Origin of the sequence: Rhizobium sp. SJZ105 (assembly GCF_007828365.1) — a bacterium.
In the GTDB taxonomy this organism is placed as follows: Bacteria; Pseudomonadota; Alphaproteobacteria; order Rhizobiales; family Rhizobiaceae; genus Agrobacterium; species Agrobacterium tumefaciens.
The window spans coordinates 46,727-63,999 of the sequence record NZ_VIUP01000014.1; the positions used below are offsets into that span (position 1 = coordinate 46,727).

Sequence of the window (17,273 nt, forward strand, 5' to 3'; positions counted from 1 at the left end):
GCCGCTATAGTCGGGTCAAGCCCGGCATGACGGACAGTGTCGGCCAAAACAGGGTATCCCGACCATGCAATTGCGCGCATTGATGTATTTCGACGAACTTGTCCGCACCAATTCCATGCGCGCCGCTGCCGAAAATCTGAATGTCGCGCCGACGGCAGTCAGCCGCCAGATCGAGAACCTCGAATATTATTTTGGCTCGCCTTTGGTGGAGCGTTCCAGCCGGGGCGTGAAGCTGACGGCGGCGGGGGAATTGCTGGCTGCCCGCGCCGGCAAGACGCTGCGCGAACTCGACCATGTGCACCAGCTGATCGATGACCTGAAGGGGCTTCAGCGCGGCCGGGTCACCGTTTATGCCAATGGCGCGACGGTTGCGAACCTTCTGGCGCCGGTGCTGGCGCAGTTCAGCCTCAAATATCCGCAGTTGCGCTTCGAGGTGCACATCACCAGCGCGCGCCAGGCGATGGAAGCACTGGGTGCAGCCGAAGCGGATCTGGTCGTCAGCCTTTTTGCGCCCAAGGTCTCCGGCGTGAAAGTGCGCTCGCGCACCCGTATCAGTTACGATGCTATCTTTCCGACCGGCCATGCGCTTGCCGCGCAGGCGGAAGTCTCGCTGAAAGAACTGGCCGGCCTGCCGCTTGCCCTGCCGGACAAGAGTTTCGCGGCGCGTCAGGCCTTCGATACACTGTTTGCCGATGCCGGTATCGAGCTTGATCCCGTCTTTATCACCAGTTCGCTGGAAATGCTGAAGGAACTGGTTCTGGGCCATGCCGCGGCCACGCTGTTGCCGGCCTTGTCGGTGGCGCGTGAAATTCGCAGCGGCCAGATGGTTGCTGTTCCGCTTTCCGGCAAGAAGGGCATCCACACCCAGATCGATCTCTGCGTGGCGCCCGACCGTCAACTATCCTTCGCCGCCTCTAAGCTTGCCGATTTCATCGAGCGTTTCATGCGCGAGGCGACAGCGGGGTAGGGGAATTCGTCAGCCTGGAGAATTGTCCATCCCGGTTGATTTCCATCCGTATTTCCGTGTAGCCATTTCAGCTACACGGAGCACACAAAAATCACGATTGTGTGTGCGCCTGCAACATGACACTCTTTTTGCAACGGGTGGTCTTCGAAAGGCAAAAATGCCTCGGCCGCCAGACAGGGGACAATGATGCCACGCACTTATTTTTCGCAGCCGCTGAAAGTTACGCGGCGCGCCGCGCTTGCGCTTGCACTGGGGACGGCGCTCTGGATGCCGCTTTCTATGACGGACGCCGCGGCCGCGCCGAAGACCGCCTTGACGCTGGGCATGACAGTGGAGCCGACTGGTCTCGACCCGACAATTGCGGCACCCGTCGCCATCGGTCAGGTCAGCTGGCAGAACATATTCGAAGGTCTCGTCACCATCGACCATGACGGCAAGGTGAAACCGCAGCTTGCCGAAAGCTGGGAAATTTCAGCCGATGGCAAGACCTATACGTTCAAGCTGCGCCAGGGTGTTACCTTCCACGACGGCGAGGCCTTCGATTCCTCTGTTGCGAAATTTTCGCTCGACCGGGCGCGCGGTGAAACGTCGGTAAACCCACAAAAACGCTTCTTCACCGCCATCGAGAGCATAGAAACGCCGGATGCCGCGACGCTGGTACTGAAGCTGAAGCAGCCGGCGGGCAGCCTGATCTACTGGCTCGGCTGGCCGGCCTCCGTCATGGTTGCGCCGAAGAGCGCTGACAATAACCGTACCACGCCCATCGGCACCGGCCCGTTCAAGTTCGTGAACTGGGCCAAGGGCGACAAGGTGGAATTGGAGAAGAACGCGGCCTATTGGGACAAGGCGGTGGCGGTGAAGCTTGAAAAGGCCACCTTCCGCTTCGTTTCCGATCCGCAGGCGCAGGCAGCGGCACTGAAATCCGGCGATATCGATGCCTTCCCGGAATTCGGCGCGCCGGAACTGATGACGTCCTTCGACGGCGATGCGCGTCTCGGTACCTTCGTCGGCAATACGGAACTCAAGGTCGTGGCTGGCATGAACAATGCCCGCAAACCCTTCAACGACAAGCGCGTGCGCCAGGCGCTGATGATGGCGGTGGACCGCGGCACGGTGATTGAAGGCGCATGGTCGGGTTACGGCACGGCCATCGGCAGCCACTACACGCCGAACGATCGCGGTTACATCGATACGACCGGTGTTCATTCTTACGATATAGACAAGGCAAAGGCGCTTCTTGCCGAAGCGGGTTACCCCGACGGTTTCAGCTTCACGATCAAGGCCCCGCAAATGGCCTATGCCCAGCGGACCTCGCAAATCCTCCAGGCGATGTTGGCCGAAATCGGTGTCACCATGACCATCGAGACCACGGAATTTCCGGCAAAATGGGTGGCGGATGTTTTGAAGGGCGCGGATTACGACATGACCATCGTCGCCCACGCTGAGCCGATGGATATCGATATCTACTCCCGTGATCCCTATTATTTCAACTATAAGAACCCTGCCTTCAACGAGGTCATCGCCAATGTTGAAAAAACGGCGGATGCGGCCGAGCAGGAAAAGCTGTACGGCGAAGCCCAGAAAATCCTCGCCGAAGATGTGCCGGCGCTGTTCTTGTTCGTGATGCCGAAACTCGGCGTCTGGGACAAGAAGTTGAAGGGGTTGTGGGAAAACGAACCCATTCCGTCCAATGTGCTGACGGATGTGCATTGGGAAGAGTGACGTTTGTTGTGAACGGTGAGGCGCATTCCTACCCACCACCTCATTCCTGTGCCTGTCACAGAAATCCAGCCAGCCCAAGTCGTTGGGCTGAAAGGAATCTTTCCGCCGTGCAGGCACGCTTCGGCTGGATCCCTGTGACAAGCACAGGGGTGAGGGAAGAGTGTGCGGGGATGACAATAAATCCATCCGCCACATCCCGAAACGAAACAACGCAAGGAAAGAATGCCAGATGTTAGCCGTTCTCGTCCGGCGCCTTGCAAGCCTCATCGTCACGTTGTTTGCGGTGTCGCTCATCATCTACATCATCATGGGGCTGTTGCCGGGTGATCCGGCGGCCATCATGCTCGGCACGTCGGCGAGCCCGGATACGCTTCTCGCGCTGCAAAAGCAGATGGGTCTCGATCAGCCCTTGCCATTGCGTTACATCCACTGGCTTGCAGGCGTATTCCGGGGTGATCTCGGACAATCCTATACCTACGGCGTGCCGGTAGCGGGGCTTATTGTCGAGCGGCTTGCCGTCACCCTGCCGCTTGCGCTGCTCGCGGTCTGCCTGTCGGTCGCCATCGCCATTCCGCTCGGCGTCGCGGCAGCGAGAAGCCGAAACGGGCCGGTGGATTTCGCAGCCGGGCTGTTTTCCCATGTCGGCATTGCCGTTCCCGGTTTCTGGGTCGGGCTGCTGCTCATCATCGTCTTTTCCACCACGCTCGGCTGGATGCCATCAGGCGGTTTTCCCGGCTGGCGTCCGAGTTTTTCTGCCGGATTTATCGCGCTTGTGCTTCCAGCCATCGCGCTTGCGCTGTCGCAGGCAGGCGTCCTCACCCGCGTCTGCCGCTCGGCAGTACTTGAGGTAATGAACGAGGATTTCGTGCGCACCGCCCGCGCCAAGGGGCTGAGCGAGCGGGTAGCGCTGTGGCGACATGCGGTGCCGAACGCCATGATCCCCGTTGTCACCATGATCGGCCTGCAATTCACCTTCCTGATTGCCGGGGCAGTGCTGGTGGAGAATGTCTTCAACCTGCCGGGCCTCGGGCGGCTTGCCTATCAGGCGTTGACCCAGCGGGATATCGTCGTCATGCAGTCCGTCGTGCTGTTCTTCTCGGCGCTTGTCATCGTCATGAATTTTCTGGTCGATATCGCCTATCTCTTTATCGATCCAAGACTGCGGGCAGGTGCACGATGATGCGACTGATCCGCCGCCGCCCCGCTTTCGTCCTTGGCATCGCTGTCACTCTCTTTCTTGTCGCGGTTGCCCTGCTTTCGCTGGTCTGGACGCCGGTTTCTCCGACGAAGATACAGATTGCCCAGAAGCTGAAATCGCCCTTTGCCTATGGCGGGCTTGGCACCGACCATTTTGGCCGCGATGTGCTGTCCATGCTGATGGCGGGGGCATGGAATTCGCTCTCCACCTCCATCGCCGCCGTTGCCATCGGCGCGCTCATTGGCACGGCGCTTGGCGTATCGGTCGCGGCACTGCGCGGTTTCACCGAAACCCTGGTGATGCGCGCCTGCGATATCATCTTCGCCGTACCGCCGATTTTGTCGGCCATGATGCTCGGCGCGTTCATCGGTACGGGGCGGTTCACCGCCATCATCGCCATTGCCACCTTCATGGTGCCGGTCTTTGCGCGGCTGACGCTGGGTGCGGCCTTGCAGATATGGTCGCGGGAATATGTCACCGCCGCCACCAGCATCGGCCAGAACCGCGCCAAGATCACGCTGTTTCATATCGTGCCGAATATTTCCAACCAGATCATCGTGCAGGTGACCATCCAGCTCGGCCTTGCCATCCTTACCGAAGCGGGACTCTCATTCCTCGGTCTCGGCATGCCGCCGCCGGCTGCCACCTGGGGGCGGATGCTGGCCGATGCGCAGACCTATCTAGGTGCTGCACCCTGGCTTGCCATCATGCCCGGCCTTGCCATTGCGCTCGCGGTCTTCGGCCTCAATCTGCTTGGCGATGGCCTGCGCGACCTGCTGGACCCACGCGATACCAGCTGACCGCTTTAAGCCGATATCGCCCATATTATCTGTTTTCTGACGAGACGAAGCTTATGACCGATCTCATACACCTCAACACGCTCGAAATCCTGGCGCTTTACGGGCAAAAGAAGCTGTCGCCATCGGAATATTGGCAGGCGGTAGAGGCCCGTATCGACGCATTCGAGCCCACGGTGAACGCGCTTTACGCCTATGATCCCGAGGATGCCCGCAAGCAGGCGCTGGCCTCGACGACGCGCTGGCAAAAAGGTGAAACGTTCGGGGCCCTCGATGGGATTCCGGTGTCGCTGAAGGAATTGATCGCCACTAAAGGCCAGCCGGTTCCGCTTGGCACCAAAGCGGTGGAACTGGTGCCGGCCCTGGAAGACGCGCCGGTTGCGGCCCGCTGCCGCGAGGACGGCGCCATCATTTACGCCAAAACCACCTGCCCGGATTACGGCATGTTGTCATCGGGCCTTTCCAGTTTTCACAAGCTCAGCCGCAACCCGTGGGACCCGACACAGAACCCCGGCGGCTCCAGTGCCGGTGCGGCTTCTGCCGGTGCTGCGGGTTACGGCACCCTGCATATCGGCACGGATATTGGCGGCTCGGTGCGGCTACCGGCGGGGTGGACGGGGCTGTTCGGCTTCAAGCCCAGCCAGGGCCGCATACCCGTCGATCCCTATTATACCGGCCGCTGCGCCGGACCGATGACCCGCACCGTCGTCGACGCCGCCTATGCCATGGCCACGCTTTCCCGCCCGGACTGGCGCGACGGCACCGCGCTTCCGCCCAACAATATCAACTGGATGGACCTCGATATCGACGTGAAGGGCCTGAGGATCGGCCTGATGCTGGATGCCGGCTGCGGCTTGGCCCTGGACGATGAGGTGCGGGATGCTGTTGTGGCGTCCGCAAAGCTGTTCGAAGATGCAGGTGCCATCGTGGTCCCGGTCGAGCCGGTGCTGTCTCGGGACATGCTGGATGGGCTGGATGATTTCTGGCGGGCGAAATTCTGGGGCGATATGGCGGCGCTGAGTGACGAACGCCGCGCGGCGATCCTTCCCTATATTCACGAATGGGCGCAGAAGGGCGCGAATGTTTCCGGCGCGCGTGCCGTTTTCGGTTTCAACCAGACCATGGAAATGCGCAAAGCCTGCGGGCGGTTGATGCAGTCGGTTGATGTGGTGATTTCACCCGTCAATCCCATCGTCTCCTATCCGGCCGACTGGGCCTCGCCCACCAACGACCCCGAGCGACCCTTCGAACATATCGCCTTCACCGTCCCTTGGAACATGTCGGAACAGCCGGCATCCTCGATCAATTGCGGTTTCTCGAAATCCGGGATGCCCATCGGCTTGCAGATCGTCGGCCCGCGTTACGCGGATCTGCTCGTTCTCAAGCTTTCCAGGGCCTTCGAGGATTGGGGCGGCGGTGTTCGGCGCTGGCCGGAGCCACCCAAAGCGCGCTGATCCCGTCTTTATCGGCCCTGTAGTATAGCCATAATACCCGCTTCTCCACCCCTCCTGTTACGGTGCCCCGGGCATTCGAAATGGGAGGAGCAAGCATGCCGAAGAAGATTTTGATGATCACCGGCGATTTCGCCGAGGACTACGAGACCATGGTGCCGTTCCAGACGCTGCTTGCGGTTGGTCACACGGTGCATGCTGTCTGCCCCGGCAAGAAGGCTGGCCAGACGATCGCGACCGCGATCCATGATTTCGAGGGCGACCAGACCTATTCAGAAAAACGCGGCCATAATTTCGCGCTCAACGCAACTTTTGCCGATATCAAGGTGGCGGATTACGACGCGCTGGTCATTCCGGGTGGTCGCGCGCCGGAATATCTGCGGCTGAATGCGGATGTGCTTGCCGCCGTGAAGCATTTCTTCGAGGCTGACAAGCCGGTCGCGGCCGTCTGCCACGGTGCCCAATTGCTGGCGGCTGCGGGTGTCCTCAAGGGCCGCACCTGCTCGGCCTATCCGGCCTGCCGCCCCGAGGTGGAACTGGCGGGCGGTACCTATGCCGATATCGCCATCGATGTGGCGGTTACCGACGGCAAGCTGGTGACGGCGCCCGCATGGCCGGCGCATCCGGCATGGCTTTCGCAATTCATGGCGGTGCTCGGCAGATAAGGCCGGCGGAATGGGGCTTTTGCCGGTCCCGTTTCCCGTCTATCTTCTGCAGCTTGCTGAGGGAGGACACAATGTGCAAGCTTTTCATCAAGGCAGACCCGACGCTTTGGGAAAGCCATACCCGGTCTTTGCGGATCGATGGCATGGTCACCAGTGTCAGACTTGAAAACTTCTTCTGGACGACTCTGGACGAGATTTCACGCCGCGATGGCATGAACAGCGCGCAGCTCATTGCCAAGCTTTATAATGAATCGATCGATGCCGGGCATGATCTCGGCAATTTCACCTCGTTTCTACGAGTCTGCTGCGGGCGTTATCTGGCCTTGCAGCTTTCCGGCGATATTCCGGCGCGCAGCGACATTCCGATTGCTGCGCTGGATGCAGACAGCATTCTCGACGCGGAAAAGATGAATTATCACTGAGGTAAAGGGAAGGGCGCAGCCACCGCGCCCTTCGCCTCAGCTCTTAAGCGCCCTTGGATCAAGCGCATCGCGCACGGCATCGCCGATATAGTTGACGCTCAGAACCGTCAGCGAGATTGCCAGTCCAGGCCACAGCACGCGCGAGGGCGTCAGCTGCAGGAAGTTGGCGCCATCGAACAACAGTCGTCCCCAGGTCGGAAAGTCGGACGGAAAACCGAGGCCGAGGAAGGACAGCGCCGATTCCGTGATGATGGCCGAGGCGATGCCGAGCGTGGCTGAGACCATGATCGAACTCAACACATTCGGCAGGATATGGCGCAGGATAATGCGGTATTCGCGCATGCCGCTCGATTTCGCCGCCATGATAAACTCCTGGCTTTTGATCGTCAGCACGTCGCCGCGCACGATGCGTGCGGTATGCATCCAGCTGGTTACCCCGATCACGAAGACGATGAGGATGAAGATACCGGTTTCCGGCCCGAAGGCGGCACGCAGCGTATCACGGAACAGCATGAGAATGACGAGCAGCAGCGGCAGCAGCGGCAGGGCCAGGAACAGGTCCGTCAGCCGCATCAGCGGCCCGTCAAGCCTTCGGAAATAGCCTGACAGCACCCCCACCAGCGTGCCGAGAAACAGCGCCAGCAGCATGGCGGTGATGCCGACGGCAAGCGAGATGCGCCCGCCCGCCAGCACCTGCGCCAGCATGTCCTTGCCCAGATTGTCGGTGCCGAAGGGATGCGCCAGCGACGGCCACTGGTTGCGTTCCTTCACATTGATGGCATTGGGCGCGACAGTGTGGATATAGGGCCCGACATAGACCGCAAGCAAAATAAAGATGAAAACGAACAGGCCTGCCACGCCGCCCTTGTGGACCCGGAACTGTTTCCAGATATCGGCAAGTGCCGATTGCACAGGCGTGGCGGCAACGGCTGGTGCTGCGAGGGTGGCGTCAGTCATAGCGGATCCTCGGGTCGAGAATGCCGTAAAGCACGTCGGCAATCAGGTTGAAGAGCACGATAAGCACCGCGAAAATGAAGGTCAGCGTCTGCACCAGCGGAATATCCGCACCCTGAACGGCGGTGATCAGCAATTGGCCAAGCCCGTTCACACGGAAAATCTGTTCGGTAATGATGGCGCCGGAAAAGATCGTCGGCACGCCGAGTGCGATGACGGTGACGACGGGTATAAGGCTGTTGCGCAGGACGTGAACGAGCAGAACGGATTTTTCCTTCACGCCCTTGGCACGCGCGGTGCGTACATAGTCCTGATGGAGATTGTCCAGCATGGAGGCGCGCACGAAACGGCTGATCTGCGAGACGTTGTAAAGGGTCAGCACCAGAACCGGCATGAACATCTGTTTGATCTGTGCCACGAGGCTTCCCCAGTCAGTCACCTGCAGATTGGTGTCGTAGACGGAAGGGAACCATTGCAGATACGAGCTGAAGATGACGACCAGCAGCACGCCGGTGAAGAAGGTGGGAACCGAATAACCCACCATCGAGACGAAGGTGCCGATCTGATCGAAGATTGAATATTGTTTGTAGGCGGAAATGACGCCGATCGGGATCGCCAGAAGCGCGCCGAAGAGATAGGCAAGGCCGACGACCCAAAGCGTTTGCGGCATGCGCTGGATGACAAGATCGACCACCGGGCTGCGCGTTGCCCAGGACAGCACACGCATGCGGCTGCCGTCGCCGATCTGCCAGCCTGTCAGCTTCTCGAACAGGTTCAGCGGTTCATTGATGAAGAACTGCTGCAGCCACAGCATGTAACGGATGAAGAAGGGCTGGTCGAGACCGAGCGAGGCGCGGATCTGCTCGCGCACTTCGGGCGGAATGGTCAGCGGCAGGTCGCCGGTCGGATCATTCGGCGCCAGATCGAGTAGGGCGAAGATGACGAAGCTGATGACGAGCAACGTCGGTACGGCAAAGGCAAGCCGCCGGAGCGTAAAGGTAAACATCGGAAAGTCTCCAGACCGTCAGGGTCTCGCAAAACGAGCGCGGTCCCCCCGTCAGGGGCGACCGCGCATTTGCGGGTTACTTCTTGCGGGACCAGTCCGCGACGTTCCAGAGTTCCGAATCCCAGGCGTTCATGCGAACGCCTTCGAGTGTCAACGAATGCGAGGAGACGCTGCCGCGATGGATGAGCGGAATATGCGCGCCTTCTTCGGTCAGCATATCGTTCAGCTGCTTGGAAATCTCACCGCGCTTGGCAGGGTCTGCGGTCTTGGAGAGTTCGCCCACCAGCTTGTCGAATTCCGGGTTGCAATAACGCGGAATGTTCTGGCCCTGCCAGCCGTTAGCCGGAGCCGGGATCTTGTCGCATAGCCATTCCGCCAGATATTTTTCCGGGTCGGTACCGTCGAAATTGTTGGTGTACATTTCAACGTCGGCGAAAAATTTCTGGAAGGTGTCGGGGCTTGCCGGATCGCCGCCGAAGAAGACGGAGGCACTGACATTGCGCAGTTCGGAAGCAACGCCAATCTGCGACCACATGTCCTTCACCAGTTCCTGCGTGGCCTGGCGAACGGAGTTTGTGGAGGTCTGGTAGAGGAAGGACAGTTTCACACCGTTCTTGGCGCGGATGCCATCGGCGCCCTTTACCCAGCCCGCATCGTCCAGCAGCTTGTTTGCGCCTTCCAGATCGTGTTTCAGGCACCAGCTGTCATTCTTGGTCGAAGCGACTGCTTCCGGGGCCGGCACGATATTGCAGGTCGGCTTGCCCGCCTCGCCATAACCTGCCTCATCGATAATATCGCGGTCGATGGCAAGCGAGAGCGCGCGGCGCACGGCCGGGTCGGAAAGGGCCGGATGCGGGCCGCCTTCCTTGGTGGAGCGCTTGTCACCCAGCGCAGGATCGGCGTTGTACCAGTTGAGATTGATACGCTCGACCTGCGTGCCGAAGGCAGTTTCCAGCTTGCCCTTGCCGGCAGCTACCATGGTGGCCAGAATTTCCGGCTCCACCTGCATGTTCCAGGCGTAGTCGAATTCGCCGGTTTCAAGAACGGCACGTGCAGCGGAAGCTGCGTCACCGCCGCCCTTCAGGGTAGCCGTGGCGAAGGCGGGCTTGGCCGGATCGCGATAATTGGGGTTGGCCACGAAGCTGATGACGTCGTTCGGCTTGAAATCCTTGACCACGAAGGGGCCGGTGCCGATGGGGCCGAAATTGGCGGATGTGCAGCCGGGAGCCGCAGCGCCGACGCATTTTTCAAACTGTTTCTTCTGGATGACAGGCGATTGTGCGCCAACAAATGCGGAGTAGGGGTAGGGCTTTGGTTCGTTGAAGCTGATCTTGATGGTGTGGGCGTCGATCGCCTCGACGTTCTTCACGCCTTCATATTGTGCCGCCTGCGCGCAGCCGCCGTCCGGTGCGATGCAATATTTCCAGGTGAAGATGACGTCGTCAGCGGTAAAGGGCGTGCCATCAGACCATTTGACGTCGCTCTTCAGCTTCCACGTCATGCTGAGCAGATCCTTCGCGATGCCGCCATTGTCGACCGTCGGAATTTCGCTCACCAGCATCGGCACCAGCTCGCCTTTTTCGTCGTAGCGCGCCAGCGGCTCGATCACCATGGACGAGCTGTAGACTTCCTTCGTGCCAGCGGAAAGATATGGGTTGAGTGTCGATACAGCCTGCCAGAAAAGGATTTTCAGTTCGCCGTCACTGCCACGCTCGGCATGGGCGGCAGAGCCTGCCATGGCCAAGGCCGCCACCGTGCTGGCAAAGAGAACGCTGCGCTTCTTCATTGTGATTTTCCCCTTTGAAGATTTTATCTGTTTGAATGTTTGACGCTTTTCCTCAACGTCATTTGCAAGTCTTTTGTTTTAAGTATTTGACTTTGCTAACGAATATTCTTCCGTTCCCAATGATGCTATTGTCAGTTTTTTTGAAATGCAAGCCCCAAACTCTGATTGATGAACAAAATTTGAGCCGATTGGCTTCGGGCCTATTTTTCACTCATCTAGCGAAATTCATACTTGCAAAAGCAGAAATTCCAAACGCAATATGGTTCCCGACAACCCGGCGGGGAACAAAAAAAGGAAAAATGGGAATGCCGATATTGAACCGTGTGGCCGAGATGCAGGAAGAAGTAGCCGGTTGGAGGCGCCACCTGCACGAGACGCCGGAGCTGCTCTACGACGTCTTCGAAACCTCGAAATTCGTGGCGGAGAAACTCAAATCCTTCGGATGCGATATCGTCGAAACCGGCATTGGCAAGACCGGCGTGGTGGGCATCATCAAGGGGCGGCACGGAGACGGCCCGACCATCGGTTTCCGCTCCGACATGGATGCGCTGCCGATCCTCGAAACCAGCGGCAAGCCCTGGGCTTCCAAGGTTCCGGGCAAGGCCCATTCGTGCGGCCATGACGGGCACACGGCCATGCTTTTGGGTGCGGCGCAATATCTGGCCGAGACCCGTAATTTCAAAGGGTCCGTCGCCGTCATCTTCCAGCCGGCTGAAGAGGGTGGCGCAGGGGCACTTGCCATGCTGAACGACGGCATGATGGAGAAATTCGGCATTTCTCAGGTCTATGGCATGCATAACGAGCCGGGCATTCCGGTCGGCAATTTCGCCATCCGCAAGGGTTCGACGATGGCGGCGGCGGATAGTTTCGAGATCGTCATTACCGGTAAGGGCAGCCATGCGGCGGCCCCCCATCTTTCCATCGATCCGGTTCTGACTTCGGCCTATATCATCATCGCCCTGCAATCCATCGTCTCGCGGGAAACGGACCCGTTGAAATCGCTGGTCGTCACCGTCGCCACTACCCACGGCGGCACAGCGGGCAATGTCATTCCCGGTTCGGTGACGCTGACCGGCACGGTGCGCACCCTGCTGCCGGAAACCCGCGATTTCGCCGAAAAACGGTTGAAGGAAGTGGCGACAGCTACCGCCATGGCGCATGGCGCGACGGCGGAGGTGAGATACGATCGCGGTTATCCCGTCACCTTCAACCACAATGACGAAACCGAATTCGCAACCAGCGTGGCGGCAGGTGTGGCAGGCGCAAACGCCGTCAACACCAATCCCAACCCGCATATGGGCGCGGAAGATTTTTCCTACATGCTGGAAGCACGCCCCGGCGCCTTCATCTTCATCGGTAACGGCGACACGGCCGGGCTGCACAATGCCGCCTATGACTTCAACGACGAGGCCCTGCCTTACGGCATCAGCTACTGGGTCTCGATGGCCGAAACCGCGCTTGCTGCGTAAGACATCCGGCGGCCTTCACGGCCGCCTTTCGCTTTTCAGGAGATCGGCATGCTTTTGGCGGCAACATCCATGGAACAGACCGGCGGTTCGGTAAGCCCGGTACTTTCGGTTCAAAATCTGACTACGTCCTTCCGCGTTGATGGCGGCTGGAAATCGGTGGTCCGCAATATGAGTTTCGACATTGCGCCCCGCGAGACGGTGGCGATCGTTGGCGAAAGCGGCTCGGGTAAAAGCGTGACGTCGCTGTCGATCATGCGGCTTCTCGATAAGAAAACGAGCCGCATCGAGGGCAAGGTCATGCTCGGCGGGCGCGATTTGCTGGCACTTCCGGAAGAGGAGATGCGCAAGGTTCGCGGCAAGGACATTTCGATGATCTTCCAGGAGCCGATGACCAGCCTCAATCCGATCTTCCCGATCGGCAAGCAGATCGCCGAAGCGCTGACCGTGCACCAGGATATTTCCTCATCTGCTGCCAAGGCCGAAGTTGTCAGGCTTCTGGAAAAAGTCCGCATTCCCAATGCGAAGAACCGTTTCGACGACTATCCGCACCAATTTTCCGGCGGCATGCGCCAGCGCGTGATGATTGCCATGGCGCTTGCCTCCAAGCCGAAGCTCCTGATTGCAGACGAGCCGACGACGGCGCTCGACGTGACCATTCAGGGCCAGATTCTCGACCTTATCAAGCAATTGCAGGAAGAGGAGGGCATGTCGGTCCTGTTCATCACCCATGATATGGGCGTGGTGGCGGAAGTGGCGGACCGCACCATCGTCATGTTCCGCGGCGACGTGGTGGAAACCGGCACGACGGACGATATCTTCCATCGCGGGAACCATCCCTATACGCGCGCCCTGCTTTCGGCGGTGCCGAAGCTCGGTTCGATGAAAGAGCGGGTACTGCCCGCCCGTTTTCCGATCATCGATATCAAGACCGGCGAAAGCCAACCGGTTGAAGAGGTCAGGAACACGGTTTCCGGTGGTCGCACGCCCATTCTTTCGGTCCGGGACCTGACGACCCGCTTCGATATCCGCTCCGGTCTTCTCGGCCGCAAGTCCGGTGCCGTGCATGCGGTGGAGAAGGTCTCTTTCGATCTGGCTGAGGGCGAGACACTATCGCTGGTCGGTGAATCCGGCTGCGGCAAGTCCACCACGGGGCGGTCGATCACCCGGCTGATCGAACCGACCTCCGGTAACGTGACGCTCGACGGTTACGAGGTGATGAAACTCGACAAGACAACGTTGCGCACCATGCGCCGCAGCGTGCAGATGATCTTTCAGGACCCCTTCGCCAGTCTCGATCCGCGCATGAGCATCGGCACGGCGATCATGGAGCCCTTCATCGAACACCGGCTTGGACCGAAGGCGCAGGCGCGTGAAAAGGCGGCGGACCTGATGGAGAAGGTTGGCCTCAGCCCGGATATGATGCGGCGCTTCCCGCATGAGTTTTCCGGCGGCCAGCGCCAGCGCATTGCCATTGCCCGTTCGCTGATGCTTGACCCCAAGGTCATCGTTGCCGATGAAGCGGTGTCGGCGCTTGATGTCTCCATCAAGGCGCAGGTCTGTAACCTGCTGCTCGATCTGCAACAGAGCCTCAACCTCGCCTTCCTGTTCATTTCCCACGATATGGCTGTGGTGGAGCGTGTCAGCCATCGTGTCGCGGTGATGTATCTCGGCGAGATCGTCGAAATCGGCCCACGCGCCGCCGTCTTCGATAATCCGCAGCACCCCTATACGAAAAAGCTGATGTCCGCCGTTCCGGTGCCGGATCCGGCCCGGCGCCAGATCAGGCGCAACATGGCAACGGACGAGATCAAAAGCCCGATCCGTCCGGTGAACTATGTTCCGCCGCAACGCCATTACCGCGAGGTTTCGGAAGGGCATCTGGTGCAGGAAGCGGCTTGATATAGAGGAAACTACGCAGGGATAGGTGCCTCTGTGTTGACGACGTCATCCTCGGTCTTGTGCCGAGGATCTGCCAATGTCTCGTAAACCGGTGCATTGCAGATGCTCGCGACAGGCCCGAGCATGATGGAGTAAATGTTTTGCATCTTCTTTAGAGGTGCCCGGTGCCGCCAAACGCTTCGCTCAGTCGCTGCGCCGTTTGACAGGCGGCCTGAAAAAATGCCAGCAAATGCTCGAGCATAATTCTTAGAGGGCGGCGGCATGGCCAGACGGAACGACGCACATGGACGGCTTGATGATGCGGCGCGTGCTGGCTGGCTTTATTATGTCGCGGGCCGCACGCAGGACGAGATCGCCGCTGCCATGGGCATATCCCGGCAATCGGCGCAGCGGCTGGTATCGCTGGCAGTCGCCGAGCGGTTGATCAAGGTCCGGCTCGATCATCCCATCGCCGCCTGTCTCGAAAAGGCGGAGCGGCTGAAGCAGAAATTCGACCTTAGATATATCGAGGTGGTGCCGAGCGATCCCGCTGGCGTTTCCTCCACGGTCGGCATTGCCGAGGCCGGCGCGGCGGAAATCGAGCGCTGGCTGAAAAATGCCGATCCCATCGTGCTTGCCATCGGCACCGGCCGTACGCTGAAGGCGGCTGTGGACCAACTGCCGCCGATGGAATGTCCGCAGCACCGCATCGTGTCACTGACAGGCAATATCGGGCCGGATGGATCGGCCGCCTATTACAACGTCATCTTCAGTATGGCCGATGCCATCAAGGCGCGGCATTTCCCGATGCCGCTGCCGGTTCTCTGCTCGTCTGCGGAAGAGCGGGAACTGCTGCACGACCAGTCCATGGTGCGCTCCACGCTGGCGCTGGGTGCAGCCGCCAATGTCACCTTCGTCGGCGTCGGCGAACTGGGAGAAAATGCACCGCTCTGCGTTGATGGTTTTCTCGGTGTCGACGAGATGAAGGCCCTGATGGCAAGCGGTGCGATCGGCGAAATCTGCGGCTGGATGTATGATGCCAACGGCCGCATTCTCGACCATTCCGTCAACGAGCGCGTCGCCTCCGTTCCCATTCCGTCCAGAGAGACCTGCACGGTCATCGGCATGGCGCAGGGCGCGCGCAAGAATGCCTCGATTCTCGCGGCACTGAGGGGTGGTCTTTTGAACGGCCTCATCACCGACGAAGCGACAAGTGAATATTTGCTCACACACTGAGCAAAAATTAATCTAATAAAATCAATGCCTTGATTTTTCCATGTGCGCCGCAGCACAGGATGTTGCTTGACTTTTTTCGGCTGCGGGTGAGTAAATGCCCCAGAGCAAAGCGAATGCTCATAAATTTCTTCTGGGAGGAAGATATGACATTGAAGACCATTTTGCTGGGCGCATGCTCGGCACTCGCCTTTTCGACCCTTGCTTCCGCCGAAACGCTGACCATCGCCACCGTCAACAACGGCGACATGATCCGCATGCAGGGTCTGACCTCCGACTTCACCACCAAGAACCCCGACATCAAGGTGGAATGGGTCACCCTTGAAGAAAACGTCCTGCGCGAGCGCGTGACGACCGATATCGCCACCAATGGCGGTCAGTACGACATCATGACCATCGGCAACTATGAAGTGCCGATCTGGGCCAAGCAGGGCTGGCTGCTGCCGCTCGAAAAGCTTGGCGACAAATACGACGTGGATGATATTCTGCCGGCGATCCGTGGTGGTCTTTCCAGCGAAGGCAAGCTTTATGCGGCGCCGTTCTACGGCGAATCCGCCATGATCATGTATCGCAAGGACCTGTTTGAAAAAGCCGGCCTGAAGATGCCTGAAAACCCGACCTGGGAATTCATCGGTGACGCTGCCCGCAAGATTACCGATCGCAAGACGGATATCAACGGCATGTGCCTGCGCGGCAAGGCTGGCTGGGGCGAGAACATGGCCTTCATCAGCGCGCTCACCAACTCCTTTGGCGGCCGCTGGTTCGATGAGAACTGGAAGCCGCAGTTCGATCAGCCGGAATGGAAGAGTGCTCTTCAGTTCTACGTCGATCTGATGAAGGATGCCGGTCCGTCGGGTGCTTCCTCCAACGGCTTCAACGAAAACCTGACGCTGTTCCAGCAGGGCAAATGCGGCATGTGGATCGACGCCACGGTGGCTGCTTCCTTCGTTTCAAACCCGAAGGATTCGACCGTTGCCGACAAGGTCGGTTATGCGCTCTTCCCGACGCATGGCGAGCTGAAGAACCACGGCAACTGGTTGTGGTCATGGAACCTTGCTATCCCGAAGAGCTCGCAGAAGGCGGATGCCGCCGAGAAGTTCATCTCCTGGGCAACCAGCAAGGAATATACCCAACTCGTCGCTGCCAAGGAAGGCTGGGCAAACGTGCCTCCGGGCACCCGCACCTCGCTTTACAAGAATGCTGACTATGAAAAAGCAGCCGCCTTCGCCAAGCCGACGCTTGCTGCGATGGATGCCGCCGACATCACCAAGCCGACCGTAAAGCCCGTGCCTTACACCGGCGGTCAGTTCGTGGCGATCCCTGAATTCCAGGCGCTCGGCACCACGGTCGGTCAGCTGTTCTCGGCGGTCGTTGCCGGCCAGTCCAGTGTCGACGATGCGCTTGCCAGCGCCCAGTCGACAGCGACGCGTGAAATGACCCGCGCCGGTTACATCAAGTAATCCTCCTGAAGATCGCTGTCCGGCGCCAATGCCGGGCAGCGAACCTTGGGGGCGCAAGCCGCGAGCTGCGCGGCAGCCTTTAAGCCTTTCAAATCAAAACTGGAATGAGCCGGTTCTTCCGGATATGCCGGGGGCATTTCGTGATGCCCGAGCCCATGGGGAGGTTAGTGCAATGGCAACACGAAACACGAGCGGTCTGGCGCGGGTTATGCTTGCGCCTTCGGTGCTGCTTTTGCTGGTGTGGATGATCGTGCCCCTGGCGATG

14 protein-coding genes and 1 pseudogene are annotated in these 17,273 nt (G+C 59.5%); 12 read left to right on the forward strand and 3 right to left on the reverse strand.

Going from position 1 to position 17,273, the window contains the following annotated elements:
• Positions 1-64 precede the first annotated feature (64 nt).
• The 7 genes from FB593_RS24455 (at position 65) to FB593_RS24485 (ending at position 7,222) form a co-directional block, all read left to right on the forward strand.
• Positions 65-967: a LysR family transcriptional regulator gene (locus FB593_RS24455; RefSeq protein ID WP_025595068.1), complete on the forward strand. Its 903-nt coding sequence runs from the start codon at positions 65-67 to the stop codon at positions 965-967.
• 186 nt (positions 968-1,153) lie between these two features.
• Positions 1,154-2,689, forward strand: a complete 1,536-nt coding sequence (locus FB593_RS24460) for an ABC transporter substrate-binding protein (protein WP_025595067.1) — start codon at positions 1,154-1,156, stop codon at positions 2,687-2,689.
• A gap of 229 nt (positions 2,690-2,918) precedes the next feature.
• Positions 2,919-3,869, forward strand: coding sequence for an ABC transporter permease (locus FB593_RS24465; RefSeq protein WP_003518092.1), 951 nt, complete (start codon positions 2,919-2,921; stop codon positions 3,867-3,869).
• A complete protein-coding gene (locus tag FB593_RS24470; RefSeq protein WP_013762300.1) occupies positions 3,866-4,687 on the forward strand; it encodes an ABC transporter permease in 822 nt (273 codons plus the stop codon). Before FB593_RS24465 ends, FB593_RS24470 begins: the two co-directional genes overlap by 4 nt.
• A 53-nt stretch (positions 4,688-4,740) precedes the next feature.
• A complete protein-coding gene (locus FB593_RS24475; RefSeq protein WP_145167156.1) occupies positions 4,741-6,138 on the forward strand; it encodes an amidase in 1,398 nt (465 codons plus the stop codon).
• A gap of 95 nt (positions 6,139-6,233) precedes the next feature.
• On the forward strand, positions 6,234-6,800 hold the full coding sequence (locus tag FB593_RS24480) for a DJ-1/PfpI family protein (RefSeq protein ID WP_065687415.1): 567 nt from the start codon (positions 6,234-6,236) through the stop codon (positions 6,798-6,800).
• 71 nt (positions 6,801-6,871) lie between these two features.
• Positions 6,872-7,222: a ribbon-helix-helix domain-containing protein gene (locus FB593_RS24485; protein WP_003518088.1), complete on the forward strand. Its 351-nt coding sequence runs from the start codon at positions 6,872-6,874 to the stop codon at positions 7,220-7,222.
• A gap of 36 nt (positions 7,223-7,258) precedes the next feature.
• Here the strand turns inward: FB593_RS24485 and FB593_RS24490 are convergent, their stop codons facing one another.
• From FB593_RS24490 to FB593_RS24500, 3 genes are all read right to left on the reverse strand, one after another.
• The gene (locus FB593_RS24490) at positions 7,259-8,179 is read right to left on the reverse strand and encodes an ABC transporter permease (protein ID WP_013762302.1); all 921 of its coding nucleotides are present in this window, start codon (positions 8,177-8,179) and stop codon (positions 7,259-7,261) included.
• Positions 8,172-9,182: an ABC transporter permease gene (locus FB593_RS24495; RefSeq protein ID WP_003518086.1), complete on the reverse strand. Its 1,011-nt coding sequence runs from the start codon at positions 9,180-9,182 to the stop codon at positions 8,172-8,174. The genes FB593_RS24490 and FB593_RS24495 overlap by 8 nt, the downstream gene beginning before the upstream one ends.
• A 76-nt stretch (positions 9,183-9,258) precedes the next feature.
• Positions 9,259-10,968, reverse strand: coding sequence for a peptide ABC transporter substrate-binding protein (locus FB593_RS24500; RefSeq protein WP_145167157.1), 1,710 nt, complete (start codon positions 10,966-10,968; stop codon positions 9,259-9,261).
• Positions 10,969-11,273: 305 nt separating this feature from the next.
• On the opposite strand from FB593_RS24500, the gene FB593_RS24505 reads away from it, so the two are divergent.
• From FB593_RS24505 to FB593_RS27940, 5 genes and pseudogenes are all read left to right on the forward strand, one after another.
• Positions 11,274-12,437, forward strand: a complete 1,164-nt coding sequence (locus tag FB593_RS24505; RefSeq protein WP_065687413.1) for a M20 aminoacylase family protein — start codon at positions 11,274-11,276, stop codon at positions 12,435-12,437.
• Positions 12,438-12,485: 48 nt separating this feature from the next.
• Positions 12,486-14,336: an ABC transporter ATP-binding protein gene (locus tag FB593_RS24510; RefSeq protein ID WP_003518082.1), complete on the forward strand. Its 1,851-nt coding sequence runs from the start codon at positions 12,486-12,488 to the stop codon at positions 14,334-14,336.
• 261 nt (positions 14,337-14,597) lie between these two features.
• Complete coding sequence (locus FB593_RS24515) at positions 14,598-15,551, forward strand: sugar-binding transcriptional regulator (protein ID WP_003518080.1); 954 nt, start codon at positions 14,598-14,600, stop codon at positions 15,549-15,551.
• A 143-nt stretch (positions 15,552-15,694) separates the two neighbouring features.
• Positions 15,695-17,008 carry an ABC transporter substrate-binding protein gene (locus FB593_RS24520; protein WP_013762306.1) on the forward strand — a complete coding sequence of 438 codons (1,314 nt, stop codon included), beginning with the start codon at positions 15,695-15,697 and terminating at the stop codon, positions 17,006-17,008.
• Positions 17,009-17,036: 28 nt separating this feature from the next.
• Positions 17,037-17,273: pseudogene (locus tag FB593_RS27940) on the forward strand (sugar ABC transporter permease); the annotation flags it as partial.

What these genes read in the sequence shown, in the direction of transcription:
- FB593_RS24500 (WP_145167157.1), bottom strand. Translation starts at nt 10,968, where the DNA reads ATGAAGAAGCGCAGCGTTCTCTTTGCCAGCACGGTGGCGGCCTTGGCC.
- FB593_RS24475 (WP_145167156.1), top strand. Translation starts at nt 4,741, where the DNA reads ATGACCGATCTCATACACCTCAACACGCTCGAAATCCTGGCGCTTTAC.
- FB593_RS24480 (WP_065687415.1), top strand. Translation starts at nt 6,234, where the DNA reads ATGCCGAAGAAGATTTTGATGATCACCGGCGATTTCGCCGAGGACTAC.
- FB593_RS24520 (WP_013762306.1), top strand. Translation starts at nt 15,695, where the DNA reads ATGACATTGAAGACCATTTTGCTGGGCGCATGCTCGGCACTCGCCTTT.
- FB593_RS24490 (WP_013762302.1), bottom strand. Translation starts at nt 8,179, where the DNA reads ATGACTGACGCCACCCTCGCAGCACCAGCCGTTGCCGCCACGCCTGTG.
- FB593_RS24495 (WP_003518086.1), bottom strand. Translation starts at nt 9,182, where the DNA reads ATGTTTACCTTTACGCTCCGGCGGCTTGCCTTTGCCGTACCGACGTTG.
- FB593_RS24465 (WP_003518092.1), top strand. Translation starts at nt 2,919, where the DNA reads ATGTTAGCCGTTCTCGTCCGGCGCCTTGCAAGCCTCATCGTCACGTTG.
- FB593_RS24510 (WP_003518082.1), top strand. Translation starts at nt 12,486, where the DNA reads ATGCTTTTGGCGGCAACATCCATGGAACAGACCGGCGGTTCGGTAAGC.
- FB593_RS24470 (WP_013762300.1), top strand. Translation starts at nt 3,866, where the DNA reads ATGATGCGACTGATCCGCCGCCGCCCCGCTTTCGTCCTTGGCATCGCT.
- FB593_RS24515 (WP_003518080.1), top strand. Translation starts at nt 14,598, where the DNA reads ATGGCCAGACGGAACGACGCACATGGACGGCTTGATGATGCGGCGCGT.
- FB593_RS24455 (WP_025595068.1), top strand. Translation starts at nt 65, where the DNA reads ATGCAATTGCGCGCATTGATGTATTTCGACGAACTTGTCCGCACCAAT.
- FB593_RS24485 (WP_003518088.1), top strand. Translation starts at nt 6,872, where the DNA reads ATGTGCAAGCTTTTCATCAAGGCAGACCCGACGCTTTGGGAAAGCCAT.
- FB593_RS24505 (WP_065687413.1), top strand. Translation starts at nt 11,274, where the DNA reads ATGCCGATATTGAACCGTGTGGCCGAGATGCAGGAAGAAGTAGCCGGT.
- FB593_RS24460 (WP_025595067.1), top strand. Translation starts at nt 1,154, where the DNA reads ATGCCACGCACTTATTTTTCGCAGCCGCTGAAAGTTACGCGGCGCGCC.